This is a genomic window from Virgibacillus doumboii, from assembly GCF_902806455.1.
GTDB classification, from domain to species: Bacteria; Bacillota; Bacilli; order Bacillales; family Amphibacillaceae; genus Lentibacillus; species Lentibacillus doumboii.
Genome location: NZ_CADCWQ010000002.1, coordinates 452,953 through 478,297, shown reverse-complemented (window position 1 = coordinate 478,297; position 25,345 = coordinate 452,953). Strand labels below are relative to the sequence as shown.

Here is a 25,345-nt window from a genome sequence, read left to right as displayed (position 1 = left end):
GACTAAATAATTTCTATCTTTCTGCTTTTTGCAGTGTTTTTTGTTTTAAAATAAACCATGAAAAATATGCCGCGATACCAAATAGCAGAACTTTAACCATGACTAACGGTATAACAAAAACGATTGTATAACCTATGGAAATCCATATCAGTGTTACACCCATTACTTTTGCTTTTAATGGAATTCCTTTTCCTTGTCGGTAATTCACAATATATGATCCAAAATATTTATTGGTTATCAGCCAGTCATATAGTCGATCTGAACTTCTGACATAGCATGCAGCTGCCAAAAGCAATAAAGGAGTAGTAGGAATAAGCGGCAGAAGAATGCCTAAAATCCCTAATCCTAAAGAAATCGACCCAGCTATAATTAAAAGTACCTTTGTTATTTGTTTCATTTTAACACCAGCTGTTATTCATTTTTAGTGTAGTATTTATTACTATTATAGCACTCAGCCAGCCAATGTGCCTTACTCTGTATATAAAATTTATGACATTTTTGTCTCCATAAATAAAAGCATCGTTCCAACTGCGGAGCGATGCTTTTATTTCATTTAAATCATTTTTTTAATCTCAGCCTGGTCTTTCAGTTTTTGAATCTTCGCCTGAAGCTGCTGATTCTCTTTCTGCTTTATCAATTGTGATTTAATTTGATCCTTAATTTCTTCCAACTTCGGCATTTCCTGCTTCTTATCTTCAGATGCTGCTTCATTTTGTTTTTTCAACTGATCGTAATATGACTGTATTTCCTTATCAGTTACTTTAGTATTCAGTTGACTGTCAACATATTTTTCCAGCGTCAACGAGAAAGCCAGTTGGTCTTTGTACGCTTCTTCTGTTAAATGTAATTGTTTTAAGGTCGACTCAAACTGCTCTTTATTTTGAGACTTGACTTTATCAAATTCAGACTTTACCTCTTTGTCCGTTACTTCAATGCCTTGTTTTTTAGCATCCTGTTTCAGGAGTTCCTGCTGGATAATCATATTAAGTGTTTGATCTTTCAGCTTTTTCTTATCACTGACATCCTGGTTATATTGACTCATCATGCCTTTTGTCTGTGCATAGGCATCATTGTACTCCTTACCTTTAATGTCATTACCATTTATTTTAACGACTACTTTGTCTTCTTTAACCTTCTCTTCATCAGTTATTTCAACCGGTTTTGAAGCCTGTTCGGCTTGTTTATCCTTATTGTCTTCTTTGTTTTCAGCGGAGTCATCACCGTTACATGCTGCTAATACGGCTGCTAAGCTTACTGCCATTAATAGCATTATGAATTTTTTCATTAAAGGATTCCCTCATTTCATATCATTGTTCTTACATTCAAACATATTTGATGGGCAGATAGCAAGTTTTAAAAAAACCCAGTAATACTCCTTCTGCCTGTCCCGTACGGATTCAAGCAGATTATTAACATTTCATTTACAATTATTACTTATTTCTGCCATATAAAAAGGGGCAATCTCCTTTTGATTACCCCCTTTTTATATTCCGATATCTAATCTAAACTCTTATCAATCTCATTTATCATTTCCTGTACGGAGACAAGGCCACCGCCGGATAAGTACCAATAATCAGGATTTAAATAGACGATATTATCGTTTTGATAAGCTTTCGTGTTTTTTACCAGCTCATTTTCGACAATCTGTTTTGCAGAGGACTCACTTCCTACTACTGCACCACGATCAATAACATAGAGTAAGTCTGGATTTTGTTCAACAACATATTCAAATGATACGTTCATGCCATGCGTCGACACTTCGATTCCTTCATCGACAGCAGGAATTCCAAACACATCATGGATTAACCCAAATCGTGAGTTTGGACCATATGCACTTATTTTATCGTCATTGGCCAGGATGATTAGTGCATTTTTATTGCTTGCCGCTGCCTTTTCCTTTAAGTCTGCGATTGATTGCTCGATTGACTTAAGCTCCTGGTCGATTTCATCCTGTTTATCAAAAATAGTGCCGATTGTTTTCAGATTTTCCTTGAATGAGTCCATGTATCTTGTTGTATCAACGCCCAGATACACAGTTGGTGCAATCTCCATTAACTGATCATAGAGCGAAGATTGTCTGCCTGAAATAATAATCAGATCCGGATTCATTTGTGCAAGTTTATCAAAGTCCGGTTCTTTTAAACTGCCGATATTTTCATATTCATCACTTTCATATTTTTCTAAGTATGACGGAATACTGCCTTTTGGTACCCCTGTAACACTTATGCCAAGTTTATCCAAGGTATCCAATGTTCCAAAGTCAAACACAACTACTTTTTCAGGATTTTTTGGTACGTCTGTTTCTCCTAATTCATGGGAAACAGTTATTTTTTCTTTACTGCCGCTTGTATCATCACTGCTTGCATCTGATGCTCCGCATGCCGCTGCAAAAACCGCTAGAGAACTCAAAATAATCAATACTAAAAGCTTCTTCATCTATCAATCAACCTCTCCGTATTTTTTATGCGAAATAAACACAAATCCGATTATTATTGATATTTTTAATGTCAATATCCATATCATAAATATCTTTTAAAACACATTCATCAATTACATCACAGGTCCGTCCCTGCTTAACTATTCTTCCATCTTTTAAGGCAACAATCTGGTCTGAATAACATGAAGCAAAATTGATATCATGAATTACGATTAAAATGGTTTTGCCCAGCTCATTCACAAGTCTTCTTAGTGTTTTCATAATCTGTACGGAATGGCGCATATCGAGATTGTTTAACGGTTCATCAAGCAAAATATATTCTGTATCTTGTGCGATTACCATTGCAATGTGTGCCCGCTGACGCTGACCACCACTCAGTTCATCCAGGTATTTATCCTGGATTTCATCAAGTTCCATGTAATGTATTGCTTCATCAACTTTTGCCCAGTCTTCTTTCTTCAATTTCCCTTGCGAGTAAGGAAAGCGCCCAAACGAAACCAGTTCCCGTATCGTCAAGCGGAGGTTAATTGCGTTGGATTGTTTTAAAATAGAGATTTTCTTTGCCAGCTCATTGTTCTTCGCCTTGGTAATATCCTCTCCGTCAATCGTAATGACACCTTCATCTTTTGTGATCAATCTGCTGATCATCGATATTAACGTACTCTTTCCTGCACCATTTGGCCCGATAAATGACGTAATCGTTCCTTTTTCAATTGTTAACGACACATCATCAACGACATTCTTATGGTTATAATTCTTAATAACACTCTTAATATCTACCATGATTTATTCTCCTTTAACAAAAGATAGATAAAGTACACACCACCGACAAAATTGATAATGACACTTATCGTTGTCTGGAATGAGAATAACTCCTCAACGATGAACTGCCCGCCAAGCAATGCAATAATACTGATTAAAATGGAACCAATAATTAAGTAAAAATGCCTGTATGTTTTTAAAAATTCATGTGCAACATTGACAACCAGCAAGCCAAGAAATGTTATCGGTCCAATCAGGGCTGTCGCAATTGATATTAAAACAGCAACAATGATAAGTAACCGCTTCACAACGTAATCGTACGGAACACCCAGGTTAATCGCCTGATGTTTTCCAAGGGCCAATACATCCAGATACTTGTAATACCGCATAAAGAAAAGTGTTACAAGTACTATAAGCCCGAGTGACAAATAAACAAGATTTTCATTCACATTGTTTACACTTGCAAACATCCGGTCACGTGCAACCATAAACTCATTCGGATCAATCAACACTTGCATGAAATCGGTAACACTTCCGAAAAATGTGCCCAAAATCATTCCGATTAATAACAGGAAGTATATATTATTTTTCTCCCCTCTGAACAGGAAGCGGTAAAACAGAAGGGAAAATAACACCATTGCCCCGACAGAAATAAAGTAATTAATGTTGCTGCTCATCATGACAAGTGACTGGGATCCAAATATAAAAATGATAGCCGTTTGGAGTAACAGATACAGCGAATCAAGGCCTAAAATACTCGGTGTTAAAATCCGGTTGTTCGTGATGGTCATAAAGACTGTTGTTGAAAATGCTATTGCTGCTCCGGTTATAATAATGGCGACTACTTCCATAATCCGCCGTGGCAGAATATAACCGATATTGCCTCTTAAATCATATAAAATATACAAAAATGCCAAAATAACTGCGATAACTGCCAGGATGATTGTCTTTTTCCTATAGTCCATATTTCTTTCTCCTCAGCAGCAAGTAAATGAAGATTCCGCTCCCGATAACACCAACCGTCAAGCTGATTGGTATTTCATACGGATAAATAATTACCCGACCAATGATATCGCAAAATAATACAAAGACAGCTCCCAGCAATGCTGTATGTAATAAACTCTTTTTCAAATGGTCGCCCTGATAAATTGTTACGATATTTGGAATAATCAAGCCCAGAAACGGGATAACTCCGACCGATAAAACGACAGAGGCTGTGACTAATGCAACAATGATTAAGCCGATATTGACCACCTGGCGATAATTCAAACCAAGATTCTTTGAAAAATCCTCTCCCATTCCCGCAATTGTAAATTTATTTGCAAATAAATAGGCAATAATTAATATCGGGATACTGACATACATCAGCTCATAATTGCCGCTCATAATCATGGAAAAGTCACCCTGCATCCATGAAGACATATTCTGAATCAGATCATTCTTATACGCAAAAAACGTAGCAACAGAACTTATAATGTTTCCGAACATCAGCCCTACCAGCGGAATGAAAATGGCATCTTTGAATTTGATTTTTTCAAGAATTTTCATGAAAATGAATGTTCCCAACAGAGCAAAAAAGAATGAAACAAGCATTTTTTGCAGCGGACTTGCAGATGTAAACATCATTAATGCAACTAAAACGCCTAACCGTGCTGAGTCCAGCGTTCCGGCAGTCGTTGGTGAAACAAATTTGTTTTGGCTGAGCTGCTGCATAATTAAGCCGCAGATACTCATGCTCATTCCCGCTATCAGAATACTTGCCAGCCTTGGCAAACGGCTGATCATCAGAATTTCCATCTGTTCCTTTGATAAGCTGAAAATGTTCCAGGGAGCAATGTCTGAAACCCCTATAAAAGTCGAACTGAACGACAATACAATAACTGCCGTAATAAGGTGCCAAATTTTCATTATGAAAATCCTTCGTATGGAATTTAGAATAATTATTACTTTTAAATCGATCTAATTAAGAATGATATTCATTATCAATTAGATTATCTATTAGAGATTATAGCACATTTTAACGCATCGTCAACTATCTTTTCAGGAAAATTGTTACAGCTTCTTGTCCAATAAGAAAAATGCAAACGTCCATGCAATGGAAAAAAACCGGCCCTCCCGGAGAGTAATGTACCTCCGGGAGGGCCAGTTTTCACGAATTATTCTATTCTTCGATTTCGCATCCTTCATCTGTGCAATAGGTGGTTTTTGATTTTTTAGGATTCAATGATTGCAATTCCGGCTTTTCATTCTCTTCCTGCCATACTTTTTCAAGAACTTCCGAGAATACTTCTGGTGGTTGTGCACCGGAGACAGCATATTTCTCGTTAAAAACAAAGAACGGAACACCCTGCACTCCCAATTGTCTTGCCTGTTCTTCATCACCGCGAACATGAATTGCATAATCATCGATCTTCAGCAATTCTGTCACTTCATCCTCATTCAGACCAACCTCACCGGCAAGCTTGATTAATGTTGCATGGTCACTGATAAGTTCAGAATCCGTAAAATAAGCTTTTAAAAGGCGTTCGGTCATTTCTTTTCCTTTACCCTTTTCGGTTGCATATTTTGCTGCACGGTGGGCATCAAAAGTGTTCGTATGTTGCATCGTATCAAAATTGTATGTCAAACCAACTTCTGCAGCCTGCTCTCCCAGACTTTCATTCATGCTCTTTGCCTGCTCAAAAGACATTCCTTTTTTAGCGGACAGATATTCATGTATGTTCTGACCAGGCTTTGCTTCAGCCTCGGGATCAAGTTCATAGCTTTTATACCCTACTTCTACATCATTACTGTGTGCGAATTTCTCCAAAGCAGATTCCAATCTGCGTTTACCTATATAACAAAACGGACATACGAAATCTGACCAAACTTCAATTTTCATAGAAAACACCTCATTTCTGTTTTTTATTGTAGCATAGCTTGATAAGTAACAGTAAATGTTGTGCTTGATGGAAAAGCGGAAATGCACGGTTTAAAGGAAGGATGAATAAAATCGGCACTTCCTTGAAAAAGAAAGTGCCATATAATTTTAATGTTTTTTAGAATCGTCAACAAATCGTCCATAATCCGGTACTGCCAGCTGGTCAAATTTCTCTACCAGCTTTTTCAATCCTTTTGTTAATTTATCACCTTGCATCGGCGAACCATGTCCAGGTATAACTGTATCTGGCTGTAATGCCGCCAGCTTTTCTACGGATTCTTTAGCAGCCTGCCAATCTGTTGTTAAGTATCGTGGCGGCCCATTAACTTCTTCCGACTGCATCAAAACATTATACATTTTATCCTGCCTGACAGTTATAAAGGCATCACCGGATAGAAGGATTGAATCGTTTTCCCGAAATATCGATATATGTCCTGGGGAATGACCGGGGGTATGAATCCATTTCCAATCATCCAGTCCTGGAATACGATTGTCATCCGGCAGAGGCTTGATCTTATTTCCTAAGTTAATCGGTTCATTTGGATACATTCCTGAAATTTTGGCCAGCATTCCACCTTCAACTGAAGCGTCCGGTCTTGGATAGCTTTTTTCACCAGTTAAAAAAGGAAGTTCCAGCTCATGCGCATATACAGGAACATCCCATTCTTCCACCAATTCAACCAGTCCACCCACATGATCAAAGTGTCCATGTGTTAAAATAATCGCAGAAGGCTTATTGTCTTTTCCAAAACGCTCTTCTGCAGTTGAGCGTATCTCCTTTGCTGCATTTGGCAAACCTGCATCAATCAGTACCCACTCTCCTTCTTTAGGAAACCCAATAAAGCATAAGTTTACAATTTGATCGGTATAGTAATATACATCATTGATAACCTCTTGCCCCAACCCGCTCGTAATTGATGTCATCGGTATAGGTTTATTATCCTTACTTTCATGTAATTCTTCATTCATTTCAACATCCTCCTTTATCCCTATTATTAGGAGGAAGCGATAAAATAAACTGGATTTTTTAAACAAGACTGTTTTCGTATAAATTGTAGTTTTTGATACAAAAGATATAAAATGCGAAACACTTTAAAGAAAGTTGAGTGCAATAACACCGCTGCGGAAATACACTTCGCTTTCCGGGGGCGGCTGCTGAGCCCACTTCGTGCTAACGCACTCCGTGGTCTCACCGATGCCTTTCCTCCCCCAGGAGTCTCAGCGTATTTCCTCCGCTGTGTTTTGCTCATTCTATCTTGGTAAATCAATATTTTTTTAGTAACTAAAATGATTTAACCCTTAAAACCAGCAGCTGGAATATGCGAGACTCCTGTGGGAAGTACAAGTTAGGCGAGACCCCGCAGACGAGGAACGAGTCGAGGAGGGCTCGGCACTTGCCCACGGCTAAGAAGACACTGCGAAAACGAACTTTTTGAGCAGATGTCGCCTTGGTACCCGGAGACGTGAAAGCGAGTATATTCCAGCTGCGGTTGTCAAAGAGCCATACTAACTTTTTACTAATCGAATTTAGTTCGCAGTTTATATCAACTACGAAATTAAAAATCAACAAAAATGACGAAATAAGCCTTTAACAAAAATCTAAAAGTCCAGCTATATTTTACAGCTGAACTTTTTTACGTACCTGCAACCCATTGTGATTTATTTTTAACGCGGCAACTTTATAATCTGAAAGTTTCGCTTCCATTCGTTCACAAATCATAGTTGCCTTACCTTCAGGAACAAATGAAATCATTGTTGGACCAGCCCCACTTATAACAGTACCGAAAGCCCCTTCTTTTTTAGCATCCTGTCTTATGGATTGATAATTCGGAATAAGTCCTGCCCGGTATGGTTCATGGAACTGATCACTTTCCATCATTTTGCCAGCTAAATCATAATCGCCGGATAAAAGGGACGCGATCATTACGTTGCTCATTGCACTTGCAGAAGTGGCAATTTTTCTGGGAAAATCAGCTGGAAGCACACCTCTTGCTGCTTCGGTTTTCAGTTCGATATCGGGGATGAAGGCAACAACGTCTAAACCCGGGGCTGGAATCTGGATGTATTCAACGTTGTTATGCTGTGTTCCTGCAGTAATAACAATACCTCCAAACAATGAAGGTGCGATATTATCCGGGTGTCCCTCGATTTCAGTTCCATAGTACAGCTTTTGGTAATTTGTTAAAGCTAAATCACAGAGTTGATTCGCCAGCTCAATCCCTGCCAGTATTGCTGAAGCACTGCTGCCAAGACCACGTGCTAAGGGAATTTCACTGGAAACAGTCACTTTACATGCAGGCAGTATTTTTTGATGCTTGCGTGCTACTTGATTCGCAACCTGATAAATGAAATGATCCGCTAATTCCTGAGAAGAAGGCAAGAAGTTTTTCTGGACAAACTCCCACTTTTCCTGCTCTTTCACATCCAGTGTCAAAAATCGGTTCAATGCCAACCCGGCCGAGTCAAATCCCGGACCCATGTTTGCCGAACTTGCCGGGATAGAGATATGGAAATGTTTCATGTTGACACCATATCTGAAATATAAGCCGAAACTTTTTCTTCATCATTTGGCAGTGACACTGGTTCTACATTCACTTGATTGATTGCTGTCTGCGGATCTTTTAACCCATTTCCCGTTAAGACGGCTGCCACTTTGCTTTTACGTGCTATTGAGCCTTCCTTACATTGCTGAATTATTCCCGCAATAGAGGCACAGGATCCAGGCTCTGCAAAAATTCCTTCGTAACGAGCGAGCAGCTGAAATGCTTCCGTTATTTCATCGTCAGTTACAGACCCAATTTTTCCATCCGATTCATCCCTCGCCGCAACTGCCAGATCCCAACTTGCCGGGTTTCCAATTCGAATAGCTGTTGCAACTGTTTCGGGGTTGGTGAAGACTTTATTGTTAACAATCGCCGCAGCCCCTTCCGCCTCAAATCCGAACATTTTAGGAAGACCTGTTTGTTTTACGTCATGATATTCTTTAAACCCTTTCCAGTAAGCACTTATATTCCCCGCATTACCGACTGGAATAGCGAGAATATCAGGAGCCGATCCCAGTTGTTCACAAACCTCAAATGCAGCCGTTTTTTGCCCTTCCAACCGGTAAGGGTTCACCGAATTAACAAGTGTTACTGCAGAGTTGTCGGCTACCCGTCGTACCATTTTTAATGCATCATCAAAGTTGCCGTCGATTTCAACAATTTCAGCACCATACATTTTTGCCTGTGCAAGTTTTCCAAGCGCTATCTTTCCTTTTGGAATAACGATAAAAACCCTTATACCTGCTTTTGCAGCATAGGCAGCTGCAGAGGCTGAGGTGTTCCCGGTGGAGGCGCAAATAATTGATTTACTCCCCGCTTCAACAGCTTTTGCGACAGCCAGCACCATTCCCCTATCTTTGAAAGAGCCAGTAGGATTTATTCCTTCCACTTTTCCATATAACTCAATACCCAGCTTTTCAGATAGATGCGGGAAGTGGATTAACGGCGTATTTCCTTCATGAAGCGTTAGGCCTGGTGTCTCTGTTGTAACCGGTAAATAAGATGCATAATGTTCCATAATTCCGCGCCAATTCATCGATCAAAACCTCCCTCAATGCGATAATAACTTTTCACTTCCTCAACAACATCCGCATATTGCAGGTCTGTTAAGGCGCTGTTGATTTTTTCCAATGTTGTTTCATGTGTAATAACGATAACTTCAGCCAGCTCATTTTGCGCATTTCCTTTGATCGGGACTTGTAAAATTCGTTCAAAGCTGATAGCTAAGCTGTTAAAGATAGACGAAATTGTTGTAAATGCTCCAACCTCATCCCGCACATGCATCCTGACATAATAGTTTCCAAAACGCTGATCAGGCATTTTTAATACCTTTTCAAACCGTGGTGTCACACTCTGACGGCCATTTGCATCCAATAGCATGTTTTTAATAACAGCAGTAACATCTGACATTACAGCTGTAGCGGTTGGTAAGCTCCCTGCACCAGGACCATAAAACATTGTTTCACCAACAGCTTTTCCATTAACATAAATTGCGTTATTTTCATTTTTAACTGCTGCCAACGGATGTTTTTCAGGCAGGAATGTGGGCTGTACACTTACTTCAATCTGATTATCCTGAAAATGAGCAAAACCAATCAGCTTCATTGTAAGGCCAAGTTCTTTTCCAAACTGTAAATCTGCTAAATCCAGGGACGAGATTCCGCAAGTCTCAACATCGTTTAAATCAAAAGGAATCGAGAATGCCATCCTGGCAAGGATAGCCATTTTTCTTGAGGCATCCAAGCCTTCAACATCCCCTGTAGGATCAGCTTCAGCAAAGCCAAGTTCCTGCGCCTCTTTTAAAGCGTCTTCAAAGGATACACCCTCATCATCCATTTTCGTTAAAATATAGTTTGTTGTTCCATTAACAATTCCCATGATTTTCTGAATTTGGTCGGGAACAAGTCCCTCTGCAATACCACGTACTATTGGAATTCCACCTGCAACACTGGCTTCATAAAAGAGATCACAGCCATTTTGAATTGCAGCATCCTGCAGTTCTGAACCGTGTAATGCCATTAGATCTTTGTTGGCAGTCACGACATGTTTTTTGGCTTTAAAGGCATTTAAAATATGTCCACGTGTATCATCAATTCCACCCATAACCTCAATGATGATGTCAATTTCCGGATCATTTAAAACGTCTTCAGGAGTTGCAGTGAGTAAACCGGAGTCTACACGGACATCCCGCTCTTTGCTCATGTCACTTACTAAAATACGTTTGACCAAAACACCATATCCGAGTTGATGCACAAGGTCTTCCTGGTGCTCCTTAATAATTTGATAGACACCGGATCCAACTGTTCCCAAACCTAGAAGACCAACAGATATTTTCTTTTTCATACTTCCACCCCTTTTTGTTTTTTTATCAATTATCTAAAATGCTATTTCAGAGAATGTTGTTGCATCCCCTGTTCGTAACAATTCTTGATATAAAAGCTATTAAAAAAACCCTCTCTCCCCAATAAATCTGCATAATATCAGAATTATTGGGGAGAAAAGGTTTTACTCTCCTCGGTTCCACCCAAGTTTGTAGTATTCTCGCAAATACTACCTTATATGGCTGCCAAACAGCCTGCTTTGATAACAGGTGCATATGAATGAACCTGGCTAAGTATAATAAGAAAACCCGTTCCACTTAGCACTCAGGGATGGTGTTGGAACAGTATGTACTTCCAGGTTTTCAGCGCTCCCGGATCTCTGTAAATACATGAAACATGTTCCTTCGAGTTCCCGTCGTTGAGTTAAAATTATTCTCCTGACTGACAGTTAAAATTTAATATATTGCTGATAATCATATAACGTTTTAAGCAGTTGGTCAACAGTTTTTTTAATTTTTTATATATTTGTTGAACTTCAACTGTTGTATGTAAAAAAGCTGCTCACCATACTAGGCAAACAGCTGGAAATCTATTCTTCAAGCAACGATTTCCCCATAATGGAAACCCGTTTCGTATTTTTTAAATCACTGATAGTTTTCGCACCAATACCAAACATTGTCATTTTCAGTTCCAGTTCAATCTGGTCCATTGTTTGGATTACGGCTTCATCAGATTTAGTTGCAGCCTTTAACAATGACCGTGCAAAGCCAACCAGATCAGCGCCAATTGTCAGTGCTTTCGCTGCGTCCATGCCGGTTTTCATGCCGCCGCTGGATACCAATGGCACATCACTAAGTTCGCTGCGAACCGAAACAATACAATCCTTCGTTGGAATTCCCCAACTGTTAAATGCTTCGGCAGCAGCTTTTTTCAATGGATCTGTCGAGCGGAGCTTTTCAACCTGGCTCCATGATGTACCGCCAGCACCCGCTACATCAATATAGGAGATGCCGGCATCATATAATTTTTTAGCAATGGTTCCGTCAATACCAAAGCCTACCTCTTTTACGCCGACAGGCACATTCAACTCACTGCAAACTTTTTCGATTTTTGGCAGCAGGTTTTCAAAATTTAAATCTCCTTCATCCTGTACCGCTTCCTGCAGCGGATTCAAATGTAAATAGATTGAATCTGCACCAGTCAAATCAACAATCCGCTGACATTCCTCAGCACCGTATCCATAATTAAGCTGCACAGCACCGATATTGGCGATTAATGGCACTGTTGGCGCCTGTTTTCGTACTAAAAAGGATTCCTTATGTGCATCACTTTCCAGCAAGGCACGGGTTGAGCCAAGACCGATTGCCCAGCCTTTTTCTTCGGCTGCGGTCGCCAGATTCTGATTTATTTTCGCTGCAAGTTCCGAGCCCCCGGTCATGGAACTGACCAGAAATGGTGCGTTGATTGGCTTGTCCAAAAAACTGGTACTTAGCTGTATATCCGCAAAGTTTATTTCAGGTAATGCGTTATGTATAAATGAAATCCCTTCAAGACCGGTTGATTTATTTACACCCTCCACATTATCTGTTAAACAATGGCGAATATGTTCGGTTTTCCGTTTATTAATTCCTTCCTCCATATCTACACATCCTAACGCTAAATTATTTTACTGATTTATTTTCAAAATGAGCCATTCGTTGATGGGCACGTTTATTTTTCAAATACTGATGAAATGTTACAAAATATACCCCTGTGATTACCATTATCATACCAATTATTTGCGTCCATGTAATTGGTGAAGCATATAAGCCTACTGCCAGCAGTGCCGTGTTAATTGGCACCAGATTCATATATATGCTGGCTTTGCTTGCACCAATCTGTTTAATCCCATAATTCCATAATAAGAAACCTGTGACTGATGAGCAAATGATCATAAATAACATTTCCCCCCATGCCTGTGCAGACATACTAAAAATAGCGTCCCATCCATTCTCGGGAATAGAGAAAATACACAGAAATATGGATCCGGTCAATGTTGTCAATGTCGTTGTAACTGTGGGTGATACATCACGCATCGCCACTTTTCCCAATAGTCCATGAGTAACCCAGCATAATAGTCCGCCAATAAACAGCAAATCACCAAGATTAAATTCCAGATTCATAATTGTGGCTAATGAACCCTTCGAAATAACAACTATAACTCCCAATAATGATAAAAAAAGTCCAAAACCAAGCTGTCTATTCCAGGTTTCACCCAAAAACAGAACCGCACCAAACGTTATTAACACCGGGGTTGTTGCAACAATTAATGACCCGTTAATGGCAGAGGTAATGTCTAGTGCCGTGAAGAAGAAAACGTTGTACCCGAATATTCCTGTAACAGCCATCAAGAGAATCGTCAGCCATTGTTTTTTGATGGCTTCAACGTCAAGGGATTTCCGGAACAAAACAAATATCATCAGCAATATACCTGCCGAACCAAAACGAAATGCAGCCGCAGTAACTGGAGGAATCTCCGTAATAATATGTTCGGCGGCTACAAACGCTCCTCCCCAGAATAAAGGAACAAGAAGTAACCAAAAGTATATAGCGATTGATTGTTCTTTTTCCATTCGGATCCAACTTTCCTTACGACTTCATAAAATCAGGTTATTTTCATTAAGTGTACTTGTTATTTTACTAGAATGGAAGGAAACTGTCTTTACAACCAGCCGCTATTTTCTTTTTTTGGAAATAAGGTGTAGCTGAAGCTAATGACAAAGTCGATCACAAGAATAAGTGACCAGAACTGTAATGTCCGAAACAAAACCTCTGTTTGCGATGGATTATTAATATACAAAATAATTCCGCCCAAAATTGCAGTGCCAATACACCACGCCAATAAATGACGGTACCAGCCGCCGCGTTCACGTTTCGCATATTCTTTCCCGTATTTTTTCTTCTTTACCGGCTTTTTACCATCAGCAAACCAATATGAAAAATACCTGTCAGCCCAGTCGATCATCTGATGTCCAAACGCAACACTTACACCGATGTATATTGCCGCAACGCCATGCACAGTTGTAGCCGTTGCACCGTTTTTCAAATCGATAACTGTTGCGATCAACAGCAATAAATCGACCACCGGTGTACAAATGAGCAGAACTGCACCAAGCTTCTTTTTCTTTAAAATATACCGTGCAACCAACCCGGACAAAACAAATACCCAAAATCCAATTTCACATGCAACAATAAACCAGCCTATCATAAGCGTTTCTCCTTTTTAACACAATTGTTTTAAATAGAATATTACCATACCTTTTTTAATTGGTACAGACGTGCTATAATAAAAATATGCCAAAAATAGTTGATCATGAAAAAAGAAAAATTCAAATTGCCGAAGCAACCTGGAATGTTATTGTACGAGAAGGATTGGAACAGGCAACAGTCAGGAAAATTGCTAAAGAAGCTGATCTGTCTGTCGGGTCATTACGCCATTATTTTTCCAGTCAATCCGAATTGCTGGCATTTTCGATGAAGCTTGTGTCAGAGCGAGTTAAGAAGCGTGCTTTAAATAAAAACTATGAAAGTCCGCCAATGGATGTCGCGTTGGAGATGCTGAGCGAGTTTTTGCCAATCGATGAGGATCAGCGGATTGCAATGGAGGTGTGGCTGGTCTTTTCGTCCAGGATGCTTGTCGATAAAAAGTTGGATAAACTCGGTAAAGACGTATATGCTGAAATGAGGCAGGCAATGGAATATGTGATTGGCGGGTTAATTCAAATGGGCCTTATCCGTCAGGCTATCGATAAAGCAGCCGAAGCGGAAAGACTGCACGCGTTGATTGATGGGATAGCACTGCATTCCCTGTTACATCCAGAAGAATTCCCCGCTGAAAAAATGATTGAAAGACTGAAGTATCATCTGGACTCAATCTGCAACTAACAGGAGGTAAACGTAATGATCGAACAAGCTAGGACGTTTGCTGAAAAAGCACATCACGGTCAAAAACGAAAAAGCTCAGACGACGCCTATATAACCCACCCGATTCGTGTAGCTGAGCGACTACAGGAAGCCGGATTTAGTGATGAATTAATCTGCGCGGGCTATTTGCATGACGTTGTTGAAGATACACCATATGAAATGGAAGATATTGAGGACGCGTTTGGACCACGTGTCACTCATTTAGTCGCCGCCCATACAGAAGATAAATCAAAATCCTGGCAGGAGCGCAAACAGCACACAATTGATACGGTTAAATATGCTGAAAAAGAAGTGAAATACCTGATTGTTGCAGACAAGTTGGACAATCTGCTTTCCATGGAAAAAGAATATGAACGCCAGGGTGATGCGCTGTGGTACAACTTTAACGCCGGGTACGAACAGCAGAAATGGTATAATAAATCAATTGAAGAAAATATGTGTGTTGGACTGGCTGAAAGTGAGATACCTGCGTATTTTCAGAAGTTTTCTGAAGCGGTGAAGCGGGTGTTTGGCTAAAAAATACTACTGTTCCCGTCTTTTCCACATAAATCCTGATTTAGTGCACTAATAGTCTAAAACAAAAAAGCCTCCCTTAAGTCCAATAGCTTAATGGAGGTACTTACAATAAAGTAAATAACTATTCTTGTAGCTCACGCTGGATTATTTTAATTTTATCTTTTGAGAGTTCAGTCGTTTCTGCAACTATATCAATATCTACTCCTTTTGCCAAAAGCCGGTGGGCAATGGCTTCTTTGGTATTTATCTCTCCTTTTTGTATTCCTTTTTCTATTCCTTTTTCTATTCCTTTTTCTATTCCCTTCTGTATTCCTTTTTCTATTCCTTCCTTTTCCGCCTCTTGCATTCGAAGTTCTCTCTCTCGTTCGACAGCTTCCTCATCCAAAATACGCTTTAAACGTCCTTCATATTCGAAGTATTGTTCTTCCGTCATGCTTATCTCTTCCCAGCTTTCAAACGCTTTACGCAATGACTCATCACTCAAAGCAACCTCCTCCAGTTCCCGATAAATGTCGTCATATATCTCATTATTCCTGTGATCCACCATGCCAAGGAGCATCAGCCATCTGGCCAGTACATCGTTCCATGGATTCAATTTGTCGTTCTTCCAGTCATTTATTAGCTTGGGCATTTCAATAAAGTGGTATTCCATCACATCTGTCAACATGAATTTTTCTTTATCCTCATACAAATGAAAAGTTGTATGAAAGTTCTCTGTCCGCTGGAATAATTCGAAGTTGAGGATATTTATAGCTATGACCGGTCTTAGCTCATGATATGCCATTCCTTTTTTAAACGGTCCCCGGTATACTCCAGCCCAATAGTATAAGGAACGTTTCACCATATCGTATTTATTCGTGAATTGAATTTCCACATTAATCTGTTCATCGGCATTTGTCGTTACCAGCAAATCCAGCCTTGATTGTTTGTCATCCGCATACTCACCGCCTGATTCGGTATTGAGAAAGGAAACTTCTTTAATTTGATTTCGACCGGTTTGTTGCAGGATGGCATTTAAAAATACGACCGTAATATTTTTATTCTTTTCACTGCCAAAAAGTTGTTTAAACGCATAATCAACTTTTAAGTCCATTAATCGCTCTAGTGGTATTCGCTTTAGAATGTTGTTCGTATTCCGATTTGGTTCCTTGTGATAGTTTGTGTAGTCTTTCATTAAACGATAATACGGAGTTTCTTCTTTAATCAGTGTGTTTAGAGGCATATTAACACATCCTTTATGCTAGTGGGGACTTACTGAGGCTATACTTCTATTACCAGTATAACAAAACAGTAAATGACAAACAAATCTGAAAACAAGCTAACTCATAAATGAAGCGCCTCACCAGTCACTTTCATGATGAGAGGCGCCCCTTCAAATTATATGTCAACGCTTTTTCTGAAGCTTATACCCATTTTGGCGCTGCTTCTTCAGTTTCTTCCATCTATTTTTCTCTTCCAGATATGCCCGCTGATCCTGTTTCCGTCGTTCAAAAGCCAGTTCGCGCTGCAGTTTTCGATAGCTTCTAAACCGCTCCTCGGACAATTCACCACTCTCCAGTGCCTCCCGAACCCGGCATCCCGGCTCTGTATCATGCTGACAATCGTTAAATTTGCATTCTTTTTCAAATGCTTCCACATCACTGAAAGCAGAATCCATAGACGATTCGCCTTCCCAAAGCTGCAGTTCACGCATGCCCGGCGTATCAATCAGTAAAGCACCATTCGGCAACACGAACATTTCACGGTGTGTTGTTGTATGCCGTCCCTTGCTGTCTGCATCGCGGATGCCCTTTGTTTCCTGAACTTCTTTGTCCAGAAGTGTATTTATGAGTGTGGACTTGCCGACTCCTGATGAACCAAGCAATGCTGCTGTCCTTCCTGCGGGTAAATATTCCATTAATTCATCGATTCCATCACGTGTTACATTACTTATAGCAACGATTGGGACACCGATTGCGATTTCTTCAACCTGTTCAAAACAATTCTTTACTTCATCAGCGGAACACTCATCCTTTTTTGTCAGTACAATTACTGGGGTTGCACCACTTTCGTAAGCAGATAATAGATAACGTTCGATTCGCCGTACATTCAAATCGTGATTAAGCGAGTTTACAATAAAGATAGTGTCCATGTTGGCCGCAACTATCTGTGCTTCAACCTTTGGACCGGCCGCCTGTCTGACAAATTGGCTTTTTCGCGGCAGGAGACTATTTACAACAGCCTTTTGCTCATCTTTGAGTTTCAGTACTTCCACCCAGTCACCGACGGCAGGAAAATCAAGTGAATTCGCAACCTGATTCAAAAACTTCCCGCTTAAGTGAGCAAAATAATCCGTTTTCCCATCCGATACACGGTAACTGTTTTTTTGAACGGTAATAACCCGTGCTGCATTTTCTTCTTCAATATTCTGGATGGAACGATCCCATCCTATTTTTTTCAAATTATGCAATTAAAAAATTCCTCCCTGAATATTGGAGGAAAAGTCAATGCATTATACCGACTGTTCCTCCATTTTGCTATTTGTGTTTTGGTTTAGTGAATATTGATTTACATTTTCCATAAAACACCACTCCTTTCAAAATGGATGAACTTGAATATCTTTAGTATACGTCTTTTTTCAGAAAATGCAATAAACCGGATACAGAATTATTCCACGTCCGGCTCATCATTTAACGCTTATTCATTTGACTCGGTTCAGGGCCATTGCGATGATTGCGGTCAAGTTCAGCAATTTTGTCCATATCATCTGAGCTTAACTCGAAATCAAATACATCGAAATTTTCTTCAATCCGTGATGGAGTGACAGATTTCGGAATAACAATAGAATTGGATTGCAGATGCCAGCGAAGAATAACCTGCGCGATTGTTTTGCCATACTCATCAGCAATACCTTTCACGACATTATTGCTTAAAACATCCCCACCGCTCATTAACGGACTCCATGCTTCCACAAAAATATCATGCTTCCTGCAGAACTCTTTCAGTTCCTTTTGCTGCAGGAATGGATGACATTCCACCTGATTCACAACAGGAACTACTTCACACTCATCCAGCAGGCGCTGCAAATGCTCAACATTAAAGTTGCAGACACCAATTGCCTTCACTCGCCCATCCTTATACAACTTTTCCATTGCTTTAAATGTCTCGACATAATCATCAAACTCTGGTGTCGGCCAGTGGATAAGATACATATCAACATAATCCAAACCCAGCCTCTCGAGACTTTTATCAAATGCTTTTAATGTATTTTCATAACCCTGATCCGTATTCCAAAGCTTCGTTGTAATAAACAGATCTTCACGGGGAACATCGCTTTTTACAAGAGCCCTTCTAACGCCATTCTCATTTTCATATACTTTAGCCGTATCGATCGAACGATAGCCAACTTCCAGAGCCTTTGATACAGCAGGCGTCGCTTCTTCATCAGGTACCTGCCAAACTCCGAACCCGAGCTGCGGCATTTTCAGACCATTATTCAATGTTACGTAGTCCATCTGATCGCTTCCTTTCTTCCATGTTGGGCTTCAAGTTTATCAAATAACAATCGCAAATTTATTTTTAAGCGCTTTCTTCCCCTCATTCGTAACCTTCAGTGACCGTGATTCCGAAACCCGCTCAATCCAGCCAAGATCCAAAAATCTCTCCACCAGTGTTTTACCCAGTGGACCTGCGATATGATGCCTGCGCTCGGTCCAGTCCAGACATTTCTTGTTATAACCTCTTAGATTTTGAACATCTATTTGCATGTTTCTAAAATGGATTTCTCCTTTATCTGTTACGTAAAACCCCTTGTCTCCTTTACCGATTATACCTTGCTCAACCAGAGCATCGGCTAGTTTAATACCCAGTTCTCCGGCCAGATGACTGTAACACGTTCTTGCATAACCGACAGCCTTTTTCCTGGGGTTTTGCTTCAATGGTCTGATTTCCGGCACCGGCATGGAAGACAATGCTTCCTTCACCGCTTCGGCAGTCTCCGAATTATCAATTCCATAATACGCATGTCTGCCATTATCTTCTATATCTATGATATTTTCTCCAATCAGTTCAGATACATACGCTCTCGTTTTCTCCGTTGTCAGTCCGGTCATATACGCCAAATCACTGATTGGATAAAACCGCCCATCCAGTAAAATAGCCAGGATAGTCCAATGCGGTTCATTAATGATAAGCTCTTTCTCCTTTTCCATGATAAAGGACACCCTTTCACTAGCCTTTATCATCATTTTAACACTGTGCCAGCAACGCGAAAAACTCCCCTATTGCACACTTCGCTTCTCCCGGGCGAAAGAGTAATTTCCGTCGTATTTATTCAGGTCCTCATCAGCAAGCCAATACGTAATCGGGAAGATTTTATCCAGAAAATAACGATCATGGGAAACTGCGATTATTGTGCCATCAAACTGATCAAGTGCTTCCTCCAGAACTTCTTTTGATTCAATATCCAAATGGTTGGTCGGTTCATCAAGTATGAGCAGGTTATGGTTCTGATGGACGAGCTGTGCCAGTCGCAGCCGCATCTTTTCACCGCCACTCATGCTTTTCACTTTTTGAAAAACAGTCTTCCCGTAAAACATAAACCTCGCCAATATTCCCCGCGCGTCACCTTCTGTCACATGGACCTGATCACGAAATTCATCAAGAATTGACCGTTCACCATCCATTTCAAACATGTGCTGTGATAAAAAGCCGACCGACAAATTGCTTCCAAGCCTGATTTCGCCGTCTGTCACGGATTCACTGCCTAATATCATTTTCAATATTGTCGACTTACCGCTTCCGTTTTCACCAATAATGGCAATCCGCTCCTGAAACCGGACTAACATATTCACGTTGGAAAATAACTGCCGGTCACCATAAGACTTACAAACTTCCTCCAAGCTCACGACATCTTTTCCACTGCGTTTGTTCATCTGAAAATCCAGGTCAATTTTTTTCTGTTCCAAAATAGGCTTTTTCTTTACTTCCATTCGCGCCAGTGCTTTTTCCATACTTTTAGCCCGGCGATGAAGTCCGTCATTCGGCGGATTGGCCTGGTTTGCCCACTCTTTCAGCCGCTTGATTGTTTCTTTCATTTTTTTAATCTTCTTTTGCTGGTCCTCGTATTGCTGAAACTCTTTGAGCAGACGTTCTTCCCGTTCTTTTACAAAACCAGAGTAATTCGTATGATATTTAATCAGTTCCCCCTGATCCATCTCCAAAATCGACGTGACTGTTTCATCCAGGAAATAACGATCATGGGAAACAATCACCACTGTTCCGTCGTACTGATTGATAAAGTTTGTTAACCACTCAATAGCCGATAAATCCAGGTGATTCGTTGGTTCATCCAACAGTAACAGGTCTGGTGAAGTTAACAACAGCTGCGCTAAGCCAACTTTTGTCCGCTCACCGCCACTAAGCTGCTGCCATTCCTTTTCAGCTAAACTATCAATGTTCAATCCACTCATAATTCTTCTGATTTGTGAGTCGACTTCATAGCCGCCATCCTGCTGAAATTTCTCCTGCAGGGCACCGTATTTTTCAATATGTCGGGTTAATCTGTCGGGATCCGTTTCCTCTGACATAGAACGTTCCAGTTTTGTCATACGTACTTTCATTTCTTCAATCGAAGCAAAGACTTCATAAAGGATGGTTTCAACTTTTTTCCTGCTAGCAATTTCTGGCGTTTGTTCCAGCAACCCTACCGTCGAATCCTTTTTCCAGGTAATCTGACCCGAGACCGGCTGCGTTCTTCGGGCAATCAAATCAAGCAGCGTCGTCTTCCCTTCACCATTTCTGCCAATTAGGCCAATCCGGTCACCTTGTTTAATTTCAGTTGTAATTCCTTCAAAAATAGTATTTGCACCAATAATCTGCGTTACATTTTGTATACTGCATACAATCATAATTCTCTTCCTCCGTTAGAAGAGACACTTCCACTCCAGACACAAAAAAAGACGACAGAGAATCAATCTCCACCGTCTTTTACATAAAAATTCCGTTTGTGGTCAGATGTCTCTTACTGGTATTTTTTCCGTTAAGTTGTCTTAAAAAAGGACATACGTATCCCCTGGAAAGAAACATCGGAAAAAAGCGCATAGCAAATCCACAGGTATTCTGTAAATTTTGATATGCCGCTACCAGTAATGTTCATCTGATCCACCTCCTTAAATGATATGTTTATAGTTTATGGGAAATGTGGATGGAAGTCAATATAAGTTATTTCAAAATCCATATTTGACCTTATTTTCTGAATATTATAAACTAATTGGTAATACCAATAGAATATATGGTATGACCATAAGGAGAATCCGATTATGAATCTATCTTCAAAAGCAATTGTCAAAGAATTGATCAATGCAATCATTCAAGGAAAGTACCCCGCAGGAAGTTCGTTACAATCCGAAAGAGAGCTTGCCGTTTCATTCCAGGTGGGCCGTCCCACCATCAGAGAAGTGCTGCAGCGATTAAGTCATGGTGGTTGGTTGACATTACGAAAAGGTCAATCGGCTATTGTTAATGATTATTGGCAGGAAGGCAATGTCACGACGATTGTAAATATTGTCCAGTATTGTGACGACATACCAGATGAATTCGTACTCTACTTTTTAGAGATGCGAATCGCCATGACACCCCAATACGTAAAAAATGCCATTAATTTGCATCATCCAAAAGTTGTTGGCATACTCGCCAAAATGGATGAACTAATGGATCAGCCAGAGGACTATGCATTATTTGACTGGAAGCTGCAAAAAGAGCTGGCCAGTTTATCTGAAAATCCCATTTTTCTATTAACATTAAACAGTTTTGAAGGTGCATATATCGAAATGGCAACGCGCTACTTTTCACTTTCTTATTCCCGTAAAGCTTCGTATAACTACTATAAAGAACTAATGGCAGCAGCACTTAAAGGGGATTCCCGGCAAGCTGAAAGACTGACAAAATCAATGATGGAGAAAAGCTATGCATTATGGAATAGTCATATTTCTGAAGGAAAACAAAGTCAGGAAACTATCAATTAAGGAGGTATTTGAAATGGGGAAGTACTACAAGGAATTTCTAAAATTCCCGGATGTCACGATTATGATGATTTTGTTTGTTCCAATTTTGATTTTTACACTTGCACATTCCCTGCAAATAACTACATGGGTAACCATTGTAATTGGAATGGCTGGATATGCAACGAGTGAATATATGATTCACCGATTTTTGTTTCATATGAAAACACCCAAGAGTCCGTTTTTACTGAAAATAATTAAGCGCTTACACTTTGATCACCATGTAGATCCCAGTGACTTAAGTCTATTATTTCTGCCAATTTGGTTTAGCCTGCCAAACTTTTTCATTGCATCACTGATCTTCTACCTGATCACAGCCAACCTGCAGCTTACAATAGCTTTTCTTGCAGGGGTAATGGGCTATTTCCTTTATTATGAATGGAAGCATTATGTTGCCCATAAGCCAATAAAACCACGCACAAAAATGGGCAAAAAGATTAAGAAGGCCCATCTCTGGCATCATTTCAAAAATGAAAACTATTGGTTTGGTGTAACACACACTTCTGCTGATAAAACTCTTGGTACGTATAGAGATCATAAACAAGTAGAAAAGAGCGAAACAGCAAGGAATTTGGAAAAACGCGCAAGATAATTTTCACGTATAAGCAGAACCCACATTACAACCGGGTTCTGCTTCATAATTTAATCAATATTTGAGTATAAAGATAATAGGATTTCTGTTTACATTTCCTGAGCATTAACTTATCGAAATCTACTAACATATTTTTTGCAAGTCTCTTGAAATTTCAAACATTAAATAATACCTTTATCAACAGAAGTGAATTTTTTAAAGAAGCGTCTAATGCTTAATCCAAATTATAATATTTATAAAAGGAGGTACCCCCATGTCGTTCACACTAACCGAAACAACCATTTCCAAAATGCAGCAGGAGATGGATGCCGGAAATCTATCAGCAAAAAAACTAACCATGTTGTATCTGGAACAAATCGGAACGTACAATAATGAAATCAATGCTGTTTTGGAAATTAACCCAGAAGCATTACACATTGCGGAGGCAATCGACACAGAGCGTGCTCAAAAAGGCGCGCGTGGTCTGCTTCACGGCATTCCCATCTTAGTAAAGGACAATATCAACACCGGCGATAAAACACATACGACAGCAGGTTCTGTTGCCCTCAAAAATAATTATGCGGATGATGATGCTTTTATCATCAAAAAACTGCGTGAGACTGGTGCTGTCATCCTGGGAAAGACCAATTTAACCGAGTGGGCTAATTTTATGACAGAAGGAATGCCAAATGGTTACAGTTCGCTGAGTGGACAGGTTATGAATCCATATGGACCGGGCAAGTTCGATGTTGGCGGTTCGAGTTCCGGGTCTGGGGCCGCTATTGCAGCAAACTTTGCAGCAGGTGCAATCGGTACGGAAACAAGCGGATCGATTCTCAGTCCTGCCAGCAGCAACTCCCTTGTTGGTATAAAACCGACTGTTGGATTGCTGAGCCGTACCGGAATTATTCCAATTTCAAACAGTCAGGATACCGCGGGGCCAATGACACGAACTGTGGAAGATGCGGCAATTATGTTAGACGTACTTACTGGTGTTGATGAAGAAGACCCGGCCACTTCCATGATGCCGCGGGACATAAACCATAGTTATTCCGCATCGTTGAATCAAAATGGATTGCAAAACGCAAAACTTGGTATTTCAAGGGATTACCTGGAAGAACTGAATGAGGAGGAAAATAATATCATCAACGCTGCTTTGACGGATATAGAAAATGCCGGAGCCAGGATAATCGATCCAGTATCGCTTCCCTCTGACTTGGACGACATGAATGTTCTTTTTCATGAATTCAAAAGTGGCGTAAATGCGTATTTAAATGACTTATCGGCGAATGTCCGGGTTCACTCTTTATCCGAAGTCATTCAATTTAATACATCTTATGAGGAAGCAGCCCTTAAATATGGTCAGACGATTCTTAAACATTCCGATGAAAAGAGCGGGAAACTTGTTGAAGCAGAATACATTAATGCCCGATTAAACGATCTGAAAATGTCACAGGATAAGGGTATCGATAAGACAATGGATGAGCATAAGTTAGACGCCCTGATTTTTGCCAATAATTATGGAGCAGGAATCGCAGCCAAAGCAGGGTATCCATCCATTTCTGTCCCAGCCGGGTATACTTCAGAAGGAAAACCAGTTGGCATTACATTCACAGGCAAAGCTTTTTTTGAAGCTAAGCTAATCGAATTGGCATATGCCTATGAACAAGCAACAAAACATAGGAAAGCACCAAAATTGGGTTAAAAAAAGAAAGGCGATTTCACGTTCACTGAAATCACCTTTCTACCCATCATTCCAAATAATTTCACCATATTGCTCCTGATGGTCAATTTTCACGTCGAAATTATGCTTGCCGTAAAAATACTTTAACCGGTCAACATGGTCAAAATCCCGTTTCACAATGTTACCCGTAATATATTGTACATTGTCATCCCGGGCTACCTCTTTTAAGTGTTTCATCAAAACGGATCCATATCCTTTATTTTCTTCGCCTTTTATATCTGCAATATGCAGCTTTTGCTCATCTTTATATTCTGCCTGAATAGCTGAATTCCACTTGCCTCGGTACGGCTTGTTACAACTGTGCAGCATCAACTGGCATGTTTCCGCCGTTTTATCAGCATAAATGATGACCCACTCATCATTATTCGTCTGATCAATGCTGACAACCTCAGACACTTTGGCAATCTCTTTCATGTTTTCCTGCATGCGGAATAATTGAAATTCCAACGTATCCAGTTCTTGTTTGATTTCATCTTTACTTTTTGTTTCTTCCTGTTCCATAAAAATACTTTGAGACACCGTATTCCC

Annotated in this window: 26 protein-coding genes; 5 read left to right on the top strand and 21 right to left on the bottom strand. The window is 40.1% G+C overall.

From position 1 onward, the window contains the following. Positions 1 to 13 precede the first annotated feature (13 nt). The 14 genes from G6R02_RS18800 to G6R02_RS18735 all read right to left on the bottom strand — a co-directional run bounded on the left by G6R02_RS18800 (position 14) and on the right by G6R02_RS18735 (position 14,230). Positions 14 to 397: a YbaN family protein gene (locus tag G6R02_RS18800; RefSeq protein WP_164670901.1), complete on the bottom strand. Its 384-nt coding sequence runs from the start codon at positions 395 to 397 to the stop codon at positions 14 to 16. A 156-nt stretch (positions 398 to 553) separates the two neighbouring features. Next, positions 554 to 1,285 (bottom strand): SurA N-terminal domain-containing protein, encoded by a 732-nt coding sequence (locus G6R02_RS18795; protein WP_164670900.1) that lies wholly within the window; start codon positions 1,283 to 1,285, stop codon positions 554 to 556. Between the two features lie 212 nt (positions 1,286 to 1,497). Further along, complete coding sequence (locus G6R02_RS18790) at positions 1,498 to 2,436, bottom strand: siderophore ABC transporter substrate-binding protein (protein WP_164670899.1); 939 nt, start codon at positions 2,434 to 2,436, stop codon at positions 1,498 to 1,500. 25 nt (positions 2,437 to 2,461) lie between these two features. Further along, positions 2,462 to 3,220, bottom strand: a complete 759-nt coding sequence (locus G6R02_RS18785) for an iron ABC transporter ATP-binding protein (RefSeq protein WP_164670898.1) — start codon at positions 3,218 to 3,220, stop codon at positions 2,462 to 2,464. Then, positions 3,214 to 4,164: an iron chelate uptake ABC transporter family permease subunit gene (locus G6R02_RS18780; RefSeq protein WP_164670897.1), complete on the bottom strand. Its 951-nt coding sequence runs from the start codon at positions 4,162 to 4,164 to the stop codon at positions 3,214 to 3,216. The genes G6R02_RS18785 and G6R02_RS18780 overlap by 7 nt, the downstream gene beginning before the upstream one ends. Further along, positions 4,154 to 5,107: an ABC transporter permease gene (locus G6R02_RS18775; protein WP_164670896.1), complete on the bottom strand. Its 954-nt coding sequence runs from the start codon at positions 5,105 to 5,107 to the stop codon at positions 4,154 to 4,156. Before G6R02_RS18775 ends, G6R02_RS18780 begins: the two co-directional genes overlap by 11 nt. A gap of 253 nt (positions 5,108 to 5,360) precedes the next feature. After that, complete coding sequence (locus G6R02_RS18770) at positions 5,361 to 6,080, bottom strand: DsbA family oxidoreductase (protein ID WP_164670895.1); 720 nt, start codon at positions 6,078 to 6,080, stop codon at positions 5,361 to 5,363. 147 nt (positions 6,081 to 6,227) lie between these two features. Further along, positions 6,228 to 7,088, bottom strand: coding sequence for an MBL fold metallo-hydrolase (locus G6R02_RS18765; RefSeq protein ID WP_164670894.1), 861 nt, complete (start codon positions 7,086 to 7,088; stop codon positions 6,228 to 6,230). 649 nt (positions 7,089 to 7,737) lie between these two features. Continuing rightward, positions 7,738 to 8,640 carry a homoserine kinase gene (gene thrB / locus G6R02_RS18760; protein WP_164670893.1) on the bottom strand — a complete coding sequence of 301 codons (903 nt, stop codon included), beginning with the start codon at positions 8,638 to 8,640 and terminating at the stop codon, positions 7,738 to 7,740. Then, entirely contained in the window at positions 8,637 to 9,698 is a 1,062-nt protein-coding gene (gene thrC / locus G6R02_RS18755) for a threonine synthase (protein ID WP_164670892.1), read from the bottom strand. The genes thrB and thrC overlap by 4 nt, the downstream gene beginning before the upstream one ends. After that, on the bottom strand, positions 9,695 to 11,005 hold the full coding sequence (locus G6R02_RS18750) for a homoserine dehydrogenase (RefSeq protein WP_164670891.1): 1,311 nt from the start codon (positions 11,003 to 11,005) through the stop codon (positions 9,695 to 9,697). Before G6R02_RS18750 ends, thrC begins: the two co-directional genes overlap by 4 nt. A 567-nt stretch (positions 11,006 to 11,572) precedes the next feature. Continuing rightward, a complete protein-coding gene (gene fni / locus G6R02_RS18745; protein WP_164670890.1) occupies positions 11,573 to 12,622 on the bottom strand; it encodes a type 2 isopentenyl-diphosphate Delta-isomerase in 1,050 nt (349 codons plus the stop codon). A gap of 22 nt (positions 12,623 to 12,644) precedes the next feature. After that, complete coding sequence (locus G6R02_RS18740; protein WP_164670889.1) at positions 12,645 to 13,595, bottom strand: DMT family transporter; 951 nt, start codon at positions 13,593 to 13,595, stop codon at positions 12,645 to 12,647. Between the two features lie 89 nt (positions 13,596 to 13,684). After that, complete coding sequence (locus G6R02_RS18735) at positions 13,685 to 14,230, bottom strand: 2TM domain-containing protein (RefSeq protein WP_164670888.1); 546 nt, start codon at positions 14,228 to 14,230, stop codon at positions 13,685 to 13,687. 86 nt (positions 14,231 to 14,316) lie between these two features. Between G6R02_RS18735 and G6R02_RS18730 the strand changes: the two genes are divergently transcribed. Together G6R02_RS18730 and G6R02_RS18725 are read left to right on the top strand one after the other, a co-directional pair. Then, positions 14,317 to 14,907, top strand: a complete 591-nt coding sequence (locus tag G6R02_RS18730; RefSeq protein ID WP_164670887.1) for a TetR/AcrR family transcriptional regulator — start codon at positions 14,317 to 14,319, stop codon at positions 14,905 to 14,907. A gap of 15 nt (positions 14,908 to 14,922) precedes the next feature. Continuing rightward, positions 14,923 to 15,462, top strand: coding sequence for an HD domain-containing protein (locus G6R02_RS18725; protein ID WP_164670886.1), 540 nt, complete (start codon positions 14,923 to 14,925; stop codon positions 15,460 to 15,462). Positions 15,463 to 15,583: 121 nt separating this feature from the next. Here G6R02_RS18725 and G6R02_RS18720 read toward each other — a convergent pair whose 3' ends face one another. The 6 genes from G6R02_RS18720 to G6R02_RS20465 form a co-directional block, all read right to left on the bottom strand. After that, positions 15,584 to 16,684: an Rpn family recombination-promoting nuclease/putative transposase gene (locus tag G6R02_RS18720; RefSeq protein ID WP_164670885.1), complete on the bottom strand. Its 1,101-nt coding sequence runs from the start codon at positions 16,682 to 16,684 to the stop codon at positions 15,584 to 15,586. Between the two features lie 162 nt (positions 16,685 to 16,846). Further along, positions 16,847 to 17,911 (bottom strand): ribosome small subunit-dependent GTPase A, encoded by a 1,065-nt coding sequence (gene rsgA, locus G6R02_RS18715; RefSeq protein ID WP_164670884.1) that lies wholly within the window; start codon positions 17,909 to 17,911, stop codon positions 16,847 to 16,849. 220 nt (positions 17,912 to 18,131) lie between these two features. Next, complete coding sequence (locus tag G6R02_RS18710; RefSeq protein ID WP_164670883.1) at positions 18,132 to 18,956, bottom strand: aldo/keto reductase; 825 nt, start codon at positions 18,954 to 18,956, stop codon at positions 18,132 to 18,134. 39 nt (positions 18,957 to 18,995) lie between these two features. Continuing rightward, a complete protein-coding gene (locus G6R02_RS18705; protein WP_164670882.1) occupies positions 18,996 to 19,652 on the bottom strand; it encodes a transcriptional regulator in 657 nt (218 codons plus the stop codon). A 69-nt stretch (positions 19,653 to 19,721) separates the two neighbouring features. Beyond that, a complete protein-coding gene (abc-f, locus tag G6R02_RS18700; protein WP_164670881.1) occupies positions 19,722 to 21,350 on the bottom strand; it encodes a ribosomal protection-like ABC-F family protein in 1,629 nt (542 codons plus the stop codon). Between the two features lie 131 nt (positions 21,351 to 21,481). Further along, positions 21,482 to 21,598: an RAxF-45 family protein gene (locus tag G6R02_RS20465; RefSeq protein ID WP_425509076.1), complete on the bottom strand. Its 117-nt coding sequence runs from the start codon at positions 21,596 to 21,598 to the stop codon at positions 21,482 to 21,484. Positions 21,599 to 21,761: 163 nt separating this feature from the next. Here G6R02_RS20465 and G6R02_RS18695 point away from each other — a divergent pair, with 163 nt between their 5' ends. The 3 genes from G6R02_RS18695 to G6R02_RS18685 all read left to right on the top strand — a co-directional run bounded on the left by G6R02_RS18695 (position 21,762) and on the right by G6R02_RS18685 (position 24,778). Continuing rightward, on the top strand, positions 21,762 to 22,466 hold the full coding sequence (locus G6R02_RS18695; RefSeq protein WP_164670880.1) for a GntR family transcriptional regulator: 705 nt from the start codon (positions 21,762 to 21,764) through the stop codon (positions 22,464 to 22,466). Positions 22,467 to 22,479: 13 nt separating this feature from the next. Next, positions 22,480 to 23,094, top strand: coding sequence for a sterol desaturase family protein (locus tag G6R02_RS18690; RefSeq protein WP_164670879.1), 615 nt, complete (start codon positions 22,480 to 22,482; stop codon positions 23,092 to 23,094). A gap of 253 nt (positions 23,095 to 23,347) precedes the next feature. After that, positions 23,348 to 24,778, top strand: coding sequence for an amidase family protein (locus tag G6R02_RS18685; protein ID WP_164670878.1), 1,431 nt, complete (start codon positions 23,348 to 23,350; stop codon positions 24,776 to 24,778). Between the two features lie 39 nt (positions 24,779 to 24,817). Here G6R02_RS18685 and G6R02_RS18680 read toward each other — a convergent pair whose 3' ends face one another. Beyond that, a complete protein-coding gene (locus G6R02_RS18680) occupies positions 24,818 to 25,336 on the bottom strand; it encodes a hypothetical protein (RefSeq protein WP_246202665.1) in 519 nt (172 codons plus the stop codon). Positions 25,337 to 25,345: the final 9 nt, after the last annotated feature.

Excerpts from the sequence above, each read along its gene's own strand:
- G6R02_RS18800 (WP_164670901.1), bottom strand. The coding sequence starts at position 397 with ATGAAACAAATAACAAAGGTACTTTTAATTATAGCTGGGTCGATTTCT.
- G6R02_RS18795 (WP_164670900.1), bottom strand. The coding sequence starts at position 1,285 with ATGAAAAAATTCATAATGCTATTAATGGCAGTAAGCTTAGCAGCCGTA.
- G6R02_RS18790 (WP_164670899.1), bottom strand. The coding sequence starts at position 2,436 with ATGAAGAAGCTTTTAGTATTGATTATTTTGAGTTCTCTAGCGGTTTTT.
- G6R02_RS18785 (WP_164670898.1), bottom strand. The coding sequence starts at position 3,220 with ATGGTAGATATTAAGAGTGTTATTAAGAATTATAACCATAAGAATGTC.
- G6R02_RS18780 (WP_164670897.1), bottom strand. The coding sequence starts at position 4,164 with ATGGACTATAGGAAAAAGACAATCATCCTGGCAGTTATCGCAGTTATT.
- G6R02_RS18775 (WP_164670896.1), bottom strand. The coding sequence starts at position 5,107 with ATGAAAATTTGGCACCTTATTACGGCAGTTATTGTATTGTCGTTCAGT.
- G6R02_RS18770 (WP_164670895.1), bottom strand. The coding sequence starts at position 6,080 with ATGAAAATTGAAGTTTGGTCAGATTTCGTATGTCCGTTTTGTTATATA.
- G6R02_RS18765 (WP_164670894.1), bottom strand. The coding sequence starts at position 7,088 with ATGAATGAAGAATTACATGAAAGTAAGGATAATAAACCTATACCGATG.
- thrB (WP_164670893.1), bottom strand. The coding sequence starts at position 8,640 with ATGAAACATTTCCATATCTCTATCCCGGCAAGTTCGGCAAACATGGGT.
- thrC (WP_164670892.1), bottom strand. The coding sequence starts at position 9,698 with ATGAATTGGCGCGGAATTATGGAACATTATGCATCTTATTTACCGGTT.
- G6R02_RS18750 (WP_164670891.1), bottom strand. The coding sequence starts at position 11,005 with ATGAAAAAGAAAATATCTGTTGGTCTTCTAGGTTTGGGAACAGTTGGA.
- fni (WP_164670890.1), bottom strand. The coding sequence starts at position 12,622 with ATGGAGGAAGGAATTAATAAACGGAAAACCGAACATATTCGCCATTGT.
- G6R02_RS18740 (WP_164670889.1), bottom strand. The coding sequence starts at position 13,595 with ATGGAAAAAGAACAATCAATCGCTATATACTTTTGGTTACTTCTTGTT.
- G6R02_RS18735 (WP_164670888.1), bottom strand. The coding sequence starts at position 14,230 with ATGATAGGCTGGTTTATTGTTGCATGTGAAATTGGATTTTGGGTATTT.
- G6R02_RS18730 (WP_164670887.1), top strand. The coding sequence starts at position 14,317 with ATGCCAAAAATAGTTGATCATGAAAAAAGAAAAATTCAAATTGCCGAA.
- G6R02_RS18725 (WP_164670886.1), top strand. The coding sequence starts at position 14,923 with ATGATCGAACAAGCTAGGACGTTTGCTGAAAAAGCACATCACGGTCAA.
- G6R02_RS18720 (WP_164670885.1), bottom strand. The coding sequence starts at position 16,684 with ATGCCTCTAAACACACTGATTAAAGAAGAAACTCCGTATTATCGTTTA.
- G6R02_RS18710 (WP_164670883.1), bottom strand. The coding sequence starts at position 18,956 with ATGGACTACGTAACATTGAATAATGGTCTGAAAATGCCGCAGCTCGGG.
- G6R02_RS18705 (WP_164670882.1), bottom strand. The coding sequence starts at position 19,652 with ATGGAAAAGGAGAAAGAGCTTATCATTAATGAACCGCATTGGACTATC.
- abc-f (WP_164670881.1), bottom strand. The coding sequence starts at position 21,350 with ATGATTGTATGCAGTATACAAAATGTAACGCAGATTATTGGTGCAAAT.
- G6R02_RS20465 (WP_425509076.1), bottom strand. The coding sequence starts at position 21,598 with ATGAACATTACTGGTAGCGGCATATCAAAATTTACAGAATACCTGTGG.
- G6R02_RS18695 (WP_164670880.1), top strand. The coding sequence starts at position 21,762 with ATGAATCTATCTTCAAAAGCAATTGTCAAAGAATTGATCAATGCAATC.
- G6R02_RS18690 (WP_164670879.1), top strand. The coding sequence starts at position 22,480 with ATGGGGAAGTACTACAAGGAATTTCTAAAATTCCCGGATGTCACGATT.
- G6R02_RS18685 (WP_164670878.1), top strand. The coding sequence starts at position 23,348 with ATGTCGTTCACACTAACCGAAACAACCATTTCCAAAATGCAGCAGGAG.